At 59.0% G+C, this 13,454-nt stretch carries 13 protein-coding genes; 5 read left to right on the top strand and 8 right to left on the bottom strand.

Features of this window, described 5'->3' with window-relative positions:
* Window positions 1–35 precede the first annotated feature (35 nt).
* From argC to pmbA, 5 genes are all read right to left on the bottom strand, one after another.
* The gene (gene argC, locus ACYVIS_RS06225) at window positions 36–1,100 is read right to left on the bottom strand and encodes an N-acetyl-gamma-glutamyl-phosphate reductase (protein ID WP_232741129.1); all 1,065 of its coding nucleotides are present in this window, start codon (window positions 1,098–1,100) and stop codon (window positions 36–38) included.
* 157 nt (window positions 1,101–1,257) lie between these two features.
* Entirely contained in the window at window positions 1,258–1,650 is a 393-nt protein-coding gene (rpsI, locus tag ACYVIS_RS06220; protein WP_232741130.1) for a 30S ribosomal protein S9, read from the bottom strand.
* A gap of 9 nt (window positions 1,651–1,659) precedes the next feature.
* Window positions 1,660–2,088 (bottom strand): 50S ribosomal protein L13, encoded by a 429-nt coding sequence (rplM, locus tag ACYVIS_RS06215; RefSeq protein ID WP_232744664.1) that lies wholly within the window; start codon window positions 2,086–2,088, stop codon window positions 1,660–1,662.
* Between the two features lie 360 nt (window positions 2,089–2,448).
* Entirely contained in the window at window positions 2,449–3,549 is a 1,101-nt protein-coding gene (locus ACYVIS_RS06210) for a TRAP transporter substrate-binding protein (RefSeq protein WP_232741131.1), read from the bottom strand.
* A gap of 135 nt (window positions 3,550–3,684) precedes the next feature.
* Complete coding sequence (gene pmbA, locus ACYVIS_RS06205; RefSeq protein ID WP_232741132.1) at window positions 3,685–5,052, bottom strand: metalloprotease PmbA; 1,368 nt, start codon at window positions 5,050–5,052, stop codon at window positions 3,685–3,687.
* Between the two features lie 159 nt (window positions 5,053–5,211).
* On the opposite strand from pmbA, the gene yjgA reads away from it, so the two are divergent.
* Window positions 5,212–5,760 carry a ribosome biogenesis factor YjgA gene (yjgA, locus tag ACYVIS_RS06200; protein ID WP_232741133.1) on the top strand — a complete coding sequence of 183 codons (549 nt, stop codon included), beginning with the start codon at window positions 5,212–5,214 and terminating at the stop codon, window positions 5,758–5,760.
* Window positions 5,757–6,428: an alpha/beta hydrolase gene (locus ACYVIS_RS06195; RefSeq protein WP_232741134.1), complete on the top strand. Its 672-nt coding sequence runs from the start codon at window positions 5,757–5,759 to the stop codon at window positions 6,426–6,428. The genes yjgA and ACYVIS_RS06195 overlap by 4 nt, the downstream gene beginning before the upstream one ends.
* Window positions 6,429–6,438: 10 nt before the next feature.
* On the opposite strand, the gene ACYVIS_RS06190 is transcribed toward ACYVIS_RS06195, so the two are convergent.
* Window positions 6,439–8,913, bottom strand: a complete 2,475-nt coding sequence (locus ACYVIS_RS06190; RefSeq protein WP_460873508.1) for a bifunctional acetate--CoA ligase family protein/GNAT family N-acetyltransferase — start codon at window positions 8,911–8,913, stop codon at window positions 6,439–6,441.
* Window positions 8,914–9,021: 108 nt separating this feature from the next.
* Here ACYVIS_RS06190 and gltX point away from each other — a divergent pair, with 108 nt between their 5' ends.
* Entirely contained in the window at window positions 9,022–10,431 is a 1,410-nt protein-coding gene (gltX, locus tag ACYVIS_RS06185; protein WP_232741136.1) for a glutamate--tRNA ligase, read from the top strand.
* Window positions 10,432–10,438: 7 nt separating this feature from the next.
* On the opposite strand, the gene ACYVIS_RS06180 is transcribed toward gltX, so the two are convergent.
* The gene (locus ACYVIS_RS06180; protein ID WP_232741137.1) at window positions 10,439–10,927 is read right to left on the bottom strand and encodes a hypothetical protein; all 489 of its coding nucleotides are present in this window, start codon (window positions 10,925–10,927) and stop codon (window positions 10,439–10,441) included.
* Between the two features lie 191 nt (window positions 10,928–11,118).
* Between ACYVIS_RS06180 and ACYVIS_RS06175 the strand changes: the two genes are divergently transcribed.
* Window positions 11,119–11,559 (top strand): CopD family copper resistance protein, encoded by a 441-nt coding sequence (locus ACYVIS_RS06175; RefSeq protein WP_232741138.1) that lies wholly within the window; start codon window positions 11,119–11,121, stop codon window positions 11,557–11,559.
* A 22-nt stretch (window positions 11,560–11,581) separates the two neighbouring features.
* Here ACYVIS_RS06175 and ACYVIS_RS06170 read toward each other — a convergent pair whose 3' ends face one another.
* Window positions 11,582–12,475, bottom strand: coding sequence for a LysR family transcriptional regulator (locus ACYVIS_RS06170; RefSeq protein WP_232741139.1), 894 nt, complete (start codon window positions 12,473–12,475; stop codon window positions 11,582–11,584).
* 88 nt (window positions 12,476–12,563) lie between these two features.
* Here ACYVIS_RS06170 and ACYVIS_RS06165 point away from each other — a divergent pair, with 88 nt between their 5' ends.
* The gene (locus ACYVIS_RS06165; protein WP_232741140.1) at window positions 12,564–13,412 is read left to right on the top strand and encodes an alpha/beta hydrolase; all 849 of its coding nucleotides are present in this window, start codon (window positions 12,564–12,566) and stop codon (window positions 13,410–13,412) included.
* Window positions 13,413–13,454 lie beyond the last annotated feature (42 nt).

Genomic DNA, 13,454 nt, shown 5'->3' with positions numbered 1-13,454 from the left:
CGATATGAGTTCCGCAAGAGAGATGTAAGCAGACGTTAGGGGAAAATGGCCACCTGTTCCAGGCCGGTTGCCTCAGGCAGGCCAAACATGAGATTCATGTTCTGCACGGCCTGGCCGGAAGCACCCTTGACGAGATTATCCTGAACCACGAGCACCACCAGTTGATCGCCGCCATCGGGCCGATGAACGGCTATGCGCAGATGATTGGAGGCACGCACCGAGCGTGTTTCGGGCAGGCTTCCCGCGGGCATGACATCGATAAAAGTTTCCTTGGCATAGCGCTTTTCGAACAAAGCCTGAAAATCGGTGTCGAGCGCCTCGGGCAATATGCGCGCATAGAGCGTGGAAAACATGCCACGTATCATGGGCACCAGATGCGGCACGAACGTTACGTCGACCGGACCACCGGCCACCGCTTTCAACTGCTCGGTAATTTCGGGATGATGGCGGTGCCCCGCCACCCCGTAGGCCTTGAAATTGTCGCCGGCCTCGGAATAGAGCATGCCGACCGCCGCCTTGCGCCCGGCCCCTGAGGTGCCGGATTTGCAATCGGCGATGATGTGGGATGTATCGACCAGGCGCCTGCCCCCTTCGATGAGCGGGGTAAGACCCAGGATGACAGTGGTAGGGTAGCAGCCCGGATTGCCCACGACCTTGGCCTGGGCGATTTTGGCCCGATTCAGTTCAACCAGGCCATATACGGACTGAGCCAGAACGGCTGGGCAGGCATGAGGCATTTTGTACCAATCCTGGAACACCTGCGTGTTTTGCAGGCGGAAGTCGGCCGCCAGATCGATGATGCGCACGCCGCTTTCAAGCAGGCTTTCGGCCTGGCTCATGGCTACGCCATGCGGAGTGGCAAAAAACACCACGTCGCATTCGTTCAGGGCTGCCGTATCGGGCGTTTGGAAGCGCAAGCCGACTTGCCCCCGCAGATTGGGGAACATGTCGGACACAAGCATGCCATCTTCTTTTCGCGACGTAATGGCCTTGAGTTCGACATGGGGATGCCGGGATAGCAGACGCAGCAACTCCACCCCTGTATAGCCCGTGCCGCCTACGATACCCACCTTGATCCGAGAAGATACTGCCGCCGTCATGATGTTTTCCAGAAATTGACCGTCAAGATTAGATTATGCAACAAGCGGCCCGGCTTGCGCGCAATACCCTGGGCAAAGTTAGCCCATACAACAAAAAGACCCCAGCAAAGCTGAGGTCTTTGGACCGCGCAAGGCCGATAGCAGCCTTGTAAACAGCTTAGCGCTTGCTGAACTGTTTGCGGCGGCGAGCTTTGTGGAAACCGACTTTTTTACGTTCGACTTCACGGGCATCGCGCGTTACCAGGCCGGCTTGCGACAGCGAAGGTTTCAGCGTTGCGTCGTAATCAATGAGGGCGCGGGTAATGCCGTGGCGCACCGCACCAGCCTGGCCGCTTTCGCCGCCGCCGTGCACATTGATATGAAAATCGAACGATTCGAGGTGACCCGTCAGCTCGAGAGGCTGACGCACGACCATGCGGCCGGTTTCACGCGCGAAATATTCATCGACAGGCTTGCCGTTGACAACGATCTTGCCCGATCCTTTTTTGAGGAACACTCGAGCCACCGATGTTTTGCGGCGGCCAGTTCCATAATTCCAGTTACCGATCATGACCTATCCTTAGAATTCCAGCGGTTTGGGCTGCTGAGCAGTATGCGGATGCTCGGCGCCAGCATAAACCTTGAGCTTCTTGATCATAGCGTAACCAAGAGGGCCTTTGGGCAGCATGCCTTTGACCGCTTTCTGGATTGCACGACCAGGAAAACGCTGTTGCATTTTCTCGAAGGTGGTCTCGCTGATACCACCTGGGTATGTCGAGTGGCGGTAGTATTTCTTGTCTTGCGACTTGTTACCGGTCACAACGATATCTGCAGCGTTAATAATGACGATGTAATCGCCTGTGTCAACGTGAGGCGTGAATTCTGGCTTATGCTTGCCGCGCAAACGACGTGCGACTTCGCTGGCCACACGACCGAGGACTTTGCCCTTGGCGTCAATCACGTACCAGTCACGTTGGACTTCATGCGGCTTGGCCACAAAGGTCTTCATGATGGTTCCTAAAAATTGAATAAATGTGTCGGCGGCCGAAGGTTCCAGCAACCCCGTATCCGGGGCGCCCTGACCAAGGCCTTCTATAAAAGAAGGCCCGCCCATTGCCGCCTGCTTAAATTTCCGTATGCCCGTTTGCCTAAGCGTTGTATTTCGCCCGTGCCAAACACACAGAAAAGCCTGTAATCATAGCATAGTTGCTTAATATTCCACGGTTTTTACTGAAACCAGCCTGCTTGAACCCAGGCAAAAAGCAAAAAAGCCGCAATTTTGCGACCTTTTTGCCGATTGGACCGGTGCCGGCCCGGAAGCCGGCGGCGATGCGGATTCGAACACTCGGCCGAACCCCGATGATTCCCGCTATTTTTTCATATTGGCCAGGGCAATGCCCATATAGTTGTCGAACGAACCTTCGGCTACGCGGAACCAGGGCACGACATTATCGCGGAACCCCATGTAGCTGTCGTAGACCTTCTTGAACAAAGGGCTTTTCGCTGAAAATTCCGCATAGACTGTATTGGCAGCCTTGAAGGAGGCGTCCATGACTTCGCGCGGGAAGGCTTTGAGCACGGCGCCATTGGCAATCAGGCGACGCAAGGCAGCAGGATTGTTGGCATCGTAATTGGCCAGCATTTGAACGCCGGCGTGGCGGCTGGCGATGTCGATGAGCGCCTGATAATGCTTGGGCAGGCTGTTGTAGGCCTCGTCGTTGACGTACAGGGAAACCTGCGCGCAGCCTTCCCACCAGCCCGGGTAGTAATAGTACTTGGCCACCTTGTTGAAGCCGAGTTTTTCGTCGTCGACGGGGCCGACGAACTCGACCGCATCGAGCGTGCCCTTTTCAAGCGAGGGGTAGATATCGCCGCCGGCAATTTGCTGCGGCACCACACCCAGGCGCGAGAGGACTTCGCCGGCGAAACCCGCCGTACGCATCTTCAGGCCCTTGAGGTCGGCCGTGGAGTTGATTTCCTTGCGGTACCAGCCGCCCATCTGCGTACCGGTGTTGCCCATGGGGAAATTGATGATGTGCCGTGGGGCAAACATTTCGCGAGTGAGCTTCATGCCGTCGCCCTGGAACATCCAGGCGTTCATCTGACGCGCATTCAGGCCAAAAGGGACTGCCGTGTCGAAGCAGAAGGCAGGATCTTTGCCGTAGTAGTAATACGAGGCCGTCTGGCCGCACTCGACCGTTTTGTTGCCGACCGCATCCATGACGCCCAGGGCCGGAACAAGCTCGCCGCCCGGATAAACCCGGATCGAGAAGTTGCCATCGGAGGCTTCTTCAATCATCTTGCAAAACAGTTGTGCCGAGCCAAACAATGCCGGCAGGGACGTGGTGAAACTGGAAGTCATTTTCCAGCTCAGTTTAGGATTGCTTTGCGCAAATACCGGGGCGGCAACAGCGGCAGTACCTGCCATGGCTCCCAACCCTGCTTTTTTTAGAAATGAGCGACGCTGCATTAGAAGACTCTCCTTTCGAACACTCGAATATTAGGTGCGGTGAAACGGCTACCCGCGCATATTACACTGTGTAGCATTTACCGTAAGGCCGTAAATTCCCTTATTTTTCATGATTGATGCCGTCATCCCGGCGGTTTACAAACCGGCAATCGCCATGTTTTCTATCAGAATCGAGCCGGTAGCTTTCGAGCCCCGGACTATCGTGTCGGACCCTATGGCGGCGATTTGCCGGAACATGTCGGCCAAATTGCCTGCGATGGTTATCTCCTGGACAGCATGGCGAATTTCGCCGCCTTCAACCCAATAGCCAAATGCGCCTCGGGAATAATCACCCGTCACATAATTGACCCCTTGCCCGATCAGTTCGGTAACCAGCAAGCCGCGCCCCATTTTTTTCAGCATGGCGCGAAAGTCGTCATCGGGATGCGTCAGGCGCGAGCTGAGCACAAGATTATGGGAGCCTCCGGCATTACCGGTGGTTTGCATATTGAGCTTTCGGGCGGTGTAGCTGGACAGGAAATAACCTTGCAGCACCCCGCCGGCCACGACGTTACGCGGCTGGGTGCGCACCCCTTCGTCATCGAAGGGGGAACTGCCCATGCCGCCGATGGAATGAGGGTTCTCCGACACATCGAGATGATCGGACAATACCGGTTTGCCCAGGGCGTCGAGCAAAAAGCTGGCCTTGCGGTACAAAGCCCCGCCGCTGGTCGCCTGAACCAGAGCCCCCAGCAGGCCTACCGCCACAGGCGCCTCGAACAACACAGGAAAGCGGCCGGTTTTAATTCGGCGCGCTGAAAGCCGCGCCAGCGTGCGTTCGGCCGCATATCGCCCAATCGCTTGCGGATCGGCCAGGAGCTGAGGATCCCGCTCGGAGGTGTACCAGTAATCGCGTTGCATATGGCCGCCGCGCCCCGCAATCGGAGCCACCGACAAATTATGGCGCGAATAGGGGTAGCCCCCCATAAAGCCGCGGCTATTGCCCAATATAAAGTGGCCCTCGAAGGCGCCTGCCGCGGCGCCATCGGTATTGGTAATCAAGCGGCTGGTGGCACGCGCGGCGCGCTCGGCCTGCAAAGCCAGTTCGGCCGCGGCATCGGTGGAAATATCCCAGGGAAAATGCAGCTTCAGATCGGGATAATCGAATGCCAGCAAATCGGCTTCGGGCAGGCCCGCCGCCGGATCGGCCGCCGTATAGCGGGCAATATGCCAGGCGGCCTCGACCGTTTCGCGCAGCGCCGTAGTGGAAAAGTCGGAGGTGGAGGCCGAACCGCGGCGCTGGCCCGCAAAAACCGTAACATCCAGGGAACGATCACGGGTTTGTTCTACCGTTTCGATATCGTTGTTGCGTACCGACACCGACAAGCCGCTGCTTTCGGACACCTCGGCGGCGGCATCGGACGCGCCGACCGACTTGGCGTACTGAAGCGTTTCGTGAACGAGTTCGCGAAAACGCGCCTGGTTTTCAATAATAGGCAAATGTAAAGTAGAGTGTTCGTTCATTGCTGCTCTTTTAAGTTATTCCATTTCTGGATCAATCGCCGACGCGAAGCACAGACAGTGCAAATAGTACGGCAAGCCAGGCCGGCAAAGCGCATATTGATTTAGAAATGGAATTAGACGGTTATCATAGCCAATTAAAGAACATTTTTACGCTTTACCATGCCAAACGACGTTACAGAATCTCCCGACCCCGAGTACGACCGCCCCAGCAAATCGCAAATAAAGCGTGAAATGCTTGCTTTGCTCGACCTGGGCAAGCAACTGGTTGACCTTCCCAACGAAAAACTCAAGCAATTGCCGCTGGCCGAAAGACTCTACGACGCCATCCGCCAGGCGCAGCGCACCACCAGCCGCGAAGGCCGGCGGCGCCAGATTCATTACGTCGGCAAGCTGATGCGCGATTCGCAGGCCGATGCCATACGGCAGCAAATCGATGTCTGGGAAAACGGCTCGCGCGAACAGACCGACGCCATGCATCGGATCGAAACCCTTCGAGACCTGCTGCTGAACGACGACCAGGCCCTCACCCAGCTGCTTGACGAATATCCGCAAGCCGACATCCAGCAGCTGCGGGCCTTGATACGCGCCGGTCGCAAAGAGGCCCAGCAAAACGCCGGGCTGCAAACCGGCCAGGAGCCTCAGCGCAAACACTACCGCGCCCTGTTCCAGGCCCTTAAAACCCTGGATACCCATACGGAATCAGAATGAGTTCTCCCCTTTTGGAATGCGTCGAGATCGAAACGGCGCCCAACCCCACTCACGCAGTCATCTGGCTGCACGGCCTGGGCGCCGACGGCCACGATTTCGCCTCGGTCGTGCCCGAACTTCACCTGCAGAACGGGCCCGCGATCCGCTTCGTTTTCCCCCATGCCCCCATACGGCCGGTTACCGTCAACAACGGCATGTCGATGCGCGCCTGGTACGACATATATGTAATGGGTTCGGTCATGCGCGAAGACGAACAAGGAATACGCGCCTCCCAGCACGCCATCGAAGCACTGATAGCGCGTGAAAATCAGCGCGGCATAGACAGCGATAAGATCGTGTTGGCCGGGTTCTCCCAGGGATGCGCCATGACGCTGCACACCGGCCCGCGCCTGGATCAAAAACTGGCCGGCATGGTGGGCCTGTCGGGCTATTTGCCGCTGGCCGGCCAATTCGACGCCGAACGGCAGGCCGCCAATCAGGACACCCCCATTTTTCTGGCCCATGGCGTGCTCGATCCGGTCGTGGCCCTGGCGCGCGGCCAGGCAGCACATCGCCAATTGACCGACGCAGGCTATCGAACCAGCTGGAAAACATACACGATGCCGCATGCGGTGTGCCTGGAAGAAATCAACGACATCGCCGCCTTCCTGCGCCAGGTTCTGGTCTAGGGCCCGTCCGCTATTGCGTGCGGCTTTCGCCAAGATCCAGCCATACCCGGCGCATCGTCGGATCTTCCGCGTCGCTGTCGTTGCGAAATCCCAGATGCGTCATGAGACTGAGCATGGCGTAGTTGCTTGCCAGCACCAGGCCATCGATATAAGTCAGGCCCTGTTCCTGAGCGGCTTCGATCAGGCCTCTCATCAACGTGGCTCCCAGGCCGCGGCGCTGCCAGTCGTCGCCGATCACCAATGCATACTCGGCGCCGCGCGCATCGGCATTGCGCAGATAATGCGCAAAGCCGATGATGTGTTCGCGCGGATGGCCGCGGTGCTCCGGATTGGCAAGCTGGACCGTCGCCACCAGGGCCAGCTCGCGATCGTAATCGATGCGCGTGTAGCGCGACAACATGCGCGGCGTCAGCTCGCGCAGCATCGATACAAAACGCATATAGCGTGATTCGTCGGACAGATCGCGCACGAATGTCTGCAGGGGCTCGGCGTCTTCCGGACGTATGGGCCGCATCATCCAGGGCTCGCCGCTCTTGAACCGCCTGGCCTGCACCAGGCGGACCGGATACGGATGGATCGCCATATGCCGATAGCCCGAAGTTTCAGGCAACAACAGTGCCGGCGACGCGGTCAGCCGTATGCACACCGATTGCGCCGCAAGCTGCATGGCATCGGCAAACAGGGAGTCGACAATCAGGGTATCGATATCGCCGAGCAGGCTGACCAGATCGGAAATCCGCTCGAGCGATTCCTGCAGATGCTCAAATGCGGCTGGACTCATTTGACGCGACAACACACGGCGCCACAAGGCACTGCGTTCTATAAGCTGGCGCGCCAGATAACCGTTGAGCGGAGGCAGTTCGACGGCGCGATCCTGGCCCGAGACCAGGGCATCGTGGCCGCCGGAGCCGAACTTGATGTAGGGCCCCAGCCTGACATCGCGCTGCACGCGTATCGCCATGGGTATGGCGTCGTCGGCAGGCGTGCCGGGCCCGGGTTTCGCTTGCGGCGCGCACTGAATCGGGATATGAAAACAATCGAACAGGCGCTGGCACTCGGCTACCGTCAGGGCAAGACGATGCTCGTCGCGGACGCTGCGCAGAATGGCGCGCGCCTCGTCGAGCCGCGGCGGTTTGCCCAGGGCCTCGGGAGGCAGCGTTTGCTGCGACAAGGTCTGGTTGTAATGATAAGACGCCAGAATGCCGAAAGCATGGGCTGCCGTTTCGGGAGTGCGAAAGGCGGGCGTGCCTACATCATCGAGCATGTGGCGCAAAGGCCGCATGCTGGCATCGCCCATGAGGCAGGTGATGACAGGCTTGCGGGCGCCGGGAGCGGCCGCCGCCAGTTGCCGCGCCACGGCGGGCATGTCGGTCAGGGGATCGGGCGCCAAAAGCACCAGTACGCCGTCAACCCCGCTGTCGCTGGCGAGCACGTCTATGGCCTGCTTGATTTTTCCCGCGGTCAAGGGCGCATGTGTAATCACGGGGTTCTGGATGTCCGCCCCTTCTTCAAGCACACCCTTCAAGGCTTTGAGCGACGCCAGGGACAAATCGGCGCGAAACACAGCGGTGCTTGGGCCCATGACATCGAGAGCCAATTGCGGAGCGCCATTGCCATTGGACAGCAAGGCAATGCGCCGCCCGCGCGGGCGGCGGGCATAGCCCAGGACTTTCAGCGCCGAGAACAATTGCACAAAATAACTGATGCGCACCGCGCCGGCGCGGCGCAATAGAGCATCGAGCACGGCATCATGCATCGGGCCGAGTTCGGACGAGTCATGCCCTGCCTTGAGCACAATCACCGGCTTGATGGCCGCCGCCGCGCGCAAGGCGCTGGTAAACGCGCGCGCCGCCGGAATGTCTTCCATGTAAAGCGCGATGCTGTCGGTGCGCGGATCCATGGCCAGGTATTCCAGCACCTGGGCCACGTCGACCACGGACTCATCGCCCAGGGACACCACCGTTGAAAAGCCCAGGCTCACGTCCTCGGCCCAATCCAGGACAGCCGCAGTGATCGAGCGCGACTGCGCTACCAGGGCAGCCTTCCCGACCAAAGCCGTTTTGGCTTGATGACTTAAATTCAGGCCCAAATAGGGCCGCTGCACACCGAACGAACGGGGCCCGAGAACCATGCAGCCGCACAGGCGCGCCCAGGCGCGGCAATATGCCATGTCTTCGATTGGATTGGCCGACGGGGTTTCCTGAGGCAACAGGATCAAGCCTCGCGGATGAACCGCCCGTATGGCCTCCAGCGCTTCCGGCAAGCGCGAGGGCTCGACGCAAACCAGTGCCAGGTCGATCCGGGCCGCCGGCGCATTCGCCTCGCCGCGGGCGGCGACGACAATAGGCACGCCCGCCTCGACAGCCACCAAAGTCGTGCTGCTTTTGAGAAACTCAGGCAAATTCTGTTCGATCGGCAATGGCCGGTCGCTGACAACCAGCAAGGAGCGCGGCTCGAACAAAACAGCCAAACGATGTCGCAACATGCTATACCCGGTTTTAACTATGATTGATCTGTACTCTAAAATACCCCAATTGCCACAACTCAAGCGGGCCAGGAATCACTCTTGCCACGCCAAGCCTAAACACAAACCATGACATCGTCCACCACTTCTGCCGTTCGTACCCGATTTGCGCCGTCCCCGACCGGCTATCTGCACCTCGGGGGCGCACGCACCGCACTCTTTTCCTGGGCTTTTGCACGCCACCATAAAGGCATCTTCGTACTACGCATCGAAGACACCGATGTCGAGCGCTCCACACCCGAAGCGGTACAGGCCATTCTCGACAGCATGGCGTGGCTGGGCATGCAGCCCGACGAAGGTCCGTTTTACCAAATGCAGCGCATCGATCGCTATCGCGAAGTGCTGGGCCAGATGCTTTCCGCGGGCACCGCCTACCACTGCTACAGCAGCCCCCAGGAAGTGGAAGCCATGCGCGAAAAAGCACGCTCGCTGGGGCTGAAACCCCGCTACGACGGCACCTGGCGCCCGGAACCGGGCAAAACGCTGCCGCCGATTCCCGAGGGGCGCAAGCCGGTGCTGCGGTTCAGAAACCCCCACGATGGCGCCACAGGCTGGAACGACCTGATCAAAGGCCCTATCAGCTTCGACAACACCGAACTCGACGATCTGATCATCGCGCGGCCCGATGGCACGCCCACCTATAATTTCTGCGTGGTAGTCGACGACTGGGACATGAAAATCACCCACGTGCTGCGCGGCGACGACCACGTCAACAACACTCCGCGTCAAATCAATATTTTACGCGCACTGGGTGCGACCGTGCCGCAATACGGCCATGTGCCCATGATTCTCGGACCCGATGGCGAAAAACTCTCGAAAAGGCACGGCGCCGTCAATGTCATGGAATACGACAACGAAGGCTATTTGCCCGAAGCCATGATCAACTATCTGGCGCGTCTGGGCTGGAGCCATGGCGACGACGAGCTATTCAGCCGCGCGGAGCTGATCGACTGGTTCGATACCCGGCACCTCAGCAAGTCGGCGGCCCAATGGGACCCAAAGAAACTCAATTGGGTCAATGCCCACTATATAAAGCAGAGCTCAAACGACGATCTGGCCGCGCGCATCGCTCCGCGCGTTCAGCAACTGGGCGGCAATCCCCTGGCCGCCGACCTGGCCGCCGTCATGGGATTGCTCAAAGACCGCGCCGAAACGCTCAATCAATTGGCCCAGGGAGCCATGCTGTTCTGCGGCCCGTATACCCCGGCCAGCCCAGAACTGGCCGCGCAACACCTGGACGAAGCCACGCGGGTGGTGCTCAGGGATTTCGCGCAGCGCGCCCGGACTCTGCCAGCGTGGACGACTCCGGCCCTGGCCGAGCTGATTCATGCAATTTTGGCCGATCACGGCATCAAGATGCCCAAGCTGGGCATCCCCTTGCGCGTGGCCGTCACGGGTCAAAAACAGACCCCTGCCATTGACGCCGTTCTTACACTGCTGGGCCGCGAAACCGTCCTGGCTCGCCTGAACGCGGTGTGAATCCGAACTAAAACGGCAAACGATAGCCGTCCGGCATGCGCCGGGCCCTGATTGCGCCGTCGGAGCCTCGCAGCGCAAGTGTCGTGCCCGCCTGCGACGTAATCGCATAGCGATTGGTATAGATCGGATCGTTTAAATCGACCGGCTCGCCATTCGACTTCGTGGTTCGCAAAACCAGGGTTTGCCTGTCGTGCGACCAGCAGCCGGATTCGCTCAGTTCCTGGGGCGGCTGCCTGCCTCGCTTGAGCTGCTCGACGTAGCCCATCTGGCCGTCCGGCTTCAGGACAAACAGCGTGCGCATCTCGCCGACAATGCCCTTTTCCTTGCGTATGCTCAACCAGGTGCCGACCAGGGGATCGCCGGCGGACACCGCCTGGCACTGCACGCCGACCGGCTTGACGGGAGGCGCGGGCAAAGGCGCCTTCGACGCGCATCCCGCCAATATTGCCGCCAGAGCCAGGCTTGTTGCAAAAACGGGTTTACGACAACTGAACATACCAATTCGACCTTTGAGACAGTTCACAATGACCTTGATATCGTAGCAGAAAGGTCTCCGCGGACGCAGGCCTGTACACAGATTGATCCTTATTGACGGCAAGGTTTATGCCGGTTTGCGCGATGGCAAGGTGTAGCATTTGGAAAAGACCGGGCGCAACACATGCTTGTCCGGCCAGGAGCCTGAAAACCATGAGTTATTCGATACTGGTCACTCTGCATTTATTCGCCGCATTCATTTTCGTCGGCACCGTGTTTTTTGAAGTGCTTATGCTGGAAGGCATACGCAAGCATGTGCCGGCCGACGCCATGCGACAGGTCGAAATCGCCATCGGCCAGCGCGCGCGCAAATTCATGCCTTTCGTACTGTTGGTGTTATACGGAGCGGGTATCGCCATGGCCTGGAACCACCGGGCAGTCCTGGCGCATCCCTTCGCCAGCAGTTTCGGCACTCTGCTTACCATCAAGATCGTGCTTGCCCTGAGCGTGCTGGGCCACTTCATCACCGCGATTACACTGGGCGGCAAAGGCCGCCTCAAATCCCGCCACTTTCGGCGCATTCACTATAGCGTGTTCTGGCACATGATAGGCATCGTGTTCCTGGCCAAAGCCATGTTCTACCTGCACTGGTAGCGCCTACGCATGCACTGGCCCGTCATGAGGAAGGCGGCGGGTTCGCCGACGAACCAGCCTCGCGAAACAACAGTTCCTCCATCAGGCCGGCCGCCGGCGACAGCGTCGTGTGCGCCAACCGCATGACTCCCAGGCATCTTTTGATGCAGGGCCGCAGCAGCGGCACAAAAGCCAGATCGTCCCGATCGGGCGGAACGCCCAGCCGGGCCAGAACCGTAACGCCCATATTGCGCGACAACATGGCCAGCATCGAGATCATGTTCGAGACGTAAAAAGGCCGATTCAACAAAAATGCCGCCGGCTTGTGAGACAGCAGCTGCTTATGCGCCACGGTTCCTATATGCGGCAAATCGGCGATCTCGCCCCATGTAAGGGAAGATCGCTTCGCCAAGGGGTGGGTGCGATGACACACCAGGCCGAACTCGTCTTCGAACAAAGGGGTAAAACTCAAGCGCTTGTCGCCGCTCACAACACTGCATACCCCCAGTTCGACCTGGCCGCGCAATATCATCTGTTCGACGCCTTCGGAGTTGTCGTCGTACACATTGAGCATGACCCCGGGGTAACGAGTCCGGTATACATCGATCAGATGCGGCATCCAGTGCGTGGCAAAGGTGGTGACGCTGGCCACGCTCAAAAACCCGCTATTGCTTTTCGCCATCCTCGACAAGGTGCCGGTGACAGAGTCCGCATGCTCCACCAGGCGCTTGGCCATTTCCAGGCACGACCGGCCGAACGGTGTGAGCACAACGGGAGTGCCGCGCTCGAACAACGCCTGCCCCAAACGCTCCTCCATATCCTTGATGGCCAGGGACACCGCAGGCTGGGAACGGCAGGCCCGGCTGGCAGCGGCACGAAAACTGCCGGTTTCGGCTACCCAGATGAAGTAGCGATAATGACTGATGGAAAACGACATGGCGGTCCGGATTCAAATTTAAAAAACTTATCGACCAATATATTATTTTAATTATTCTTATTTGAATATGTCGCCTAAGATGAGCGCCATGAACGCACCGCACCAGCCAACAGACCAGTTCGATTTCAGCTCCATCGACAATAAACCTCGAATCGACGCCGCCGAGTGCCGCCTGTTCACAGCTTGCCGCGCCCGCAGCGCCGCGCAGCCCGCCTTTCTGTTCGTTGCCGGTGCCTATCATGGCGCCTGGTGCTATAGCCACTATCTCGATTATTTTGCACAACACCATATCAATTGCTTTGCCATTGATCTGCCCGGACACGGCACTCTGTACTCGGCCAGTACACCAGTGAGCCTGGGCATCAACGATCTGGGCACACACCTTGTCCAGGCCTGCCGCACGCTGAACCAAGCTCTTATTTTGGTCGGACACAGCATGGGAGCGCTGCCCGTCATGCTTGCCGCGGCAGGCCTGCCGCTGGCGGGCATGGTCCTGCTGGCGCCCTCGCCTCCCGGCAATTTGCCGCATGCCCAGGCCCTGCCCGCAGTGGCGACAGACCGGCTCAAAGCCGCGCCCAATGCCGCCGAAATCCGCAAACGCTTTCTCGCCGTCGAGGCAAACCGGGATGTCGCGGCGATTGTCCAGCGCTTGACGCCGGAAAGCCCAACCATACTCAATGACCGTTATCTGCTGCGCGTGGATATCGATTCGCGCCGCATTCAATGCCCCGGCATCTGCTTCGAGGCCGAGCTGGACACGCCCGACCGGCATCCCGAAGGGCAGGACAAGGCCATTGCCGATTTTCTGGGAATCCAGCACCAATTATTAAAACAGCAGCCGCACTGCATGATGTACGGAGATCGCTGGATCGACAGCGCCGCGGCCCTGCTGGCCTGGTACCGCATCACATTTCCGGACATTCCCGCAAGCGCTTAGCAAAACACAAACCAGTTCAATCAGTACCACCCGAGGAGGAAA

Source organism: Paralcaligenes ginsengisoli, assembly GCF_054781135.1.
This window is presented reverse-complemented; position numbering and strand designations above follow the sequence as displayed.

Bases quoted from the DNA above. Each gene is read 5' to 3' on its own strand.
- argC (WP_232741129.1), bottom strand. From the start codon at position 1,100: ATGACGGCGGCAGTATCTTCTCGGATCAAGGTGGGTATCGTAGGCGGC.
- rpsI (WP_232741130.1), bottom strand. From the start codon at position 1,650: ATGATCGGTAACTGGAATTATGGAACTGGCCGCCGCAAAACATCGGTG.
- rplM (WP_232744664.1), bottom strand. From the start codon at position 2,088: ATGAAGACCTTTGTGGCCAAGCCGCATGAAGTCCAACGTGACTGGTAC.
- ACYVIS_RS06210 (WP_232741131.1), bottom strand. From the start codon at position 3,549: ATGCAGCGTCGCTCATTTCTAAAAAAAGCAGGGTTGGGAGCCATGGCA.
- pmbA (WP_232741132.1), bottom strand. From the start codon at position 5,052: ATGAACGAACACTCTACTTTACATTTGCCTATTATTGAAAACCAGGCG.
- yjgA (WP_232741133.1), top strand. From the start codon at position 5,212: ATGCCAAACGACGTTACAGAATCTCCCGACCCCGAGTACGACCGCCCC.
- ACYVIS_RS06195 (WP_232741134.1), top strand. From the start codon at position 5,757: ATGAGTTCTCCCCTTTTGGAATGCGTCGAGATCGAAACGGCGCCCAAC.
- ACYVIS_RS06190 (WP_460873508.1), bottom strand. From the start codon at position 8,913: ATGTTGCGACATCGTTTGGCTGTTTTGTTCGAGCCGCGCTCCTTGCTG.
- gltX (WP_232741136.1), top strand. From the start codon at position 9,022: ATGACATCGTCCACCACTTCTGCCGTTCGTACCCGATTTGCGCCGTCC.
- ACYVIS_RS06180 (WP_232741137.1), bottom strand. From the start codon at position 10,927: ATGTTCAGTTGTCGTAAACCCGTTTTTGCAACAAGCCTGGCTCTGGCG.
- ACYVIS_RS06175 (WP_232741138.1), top strand. From the start codon at position 11,119: ATGAGTTATTCGATACTGGTCACTCTGCATTTATTCGCCGCATTCATT.
- ACYVIS_RS06170 (WP_232741139.1), bottom strand. From the start codon at position 12,475: ATGTCGTTTTCCATCAGTCATTATCGCTACTTCATCTGGGTAGCCGAA.
- ACYVIS_RS06165 (WP_232741140.1), top strand. From the start codon at position 12,564: ATGAACGCACCGCACCAGCCAACAGACCAGTTCGATTTCAGCTCCATC.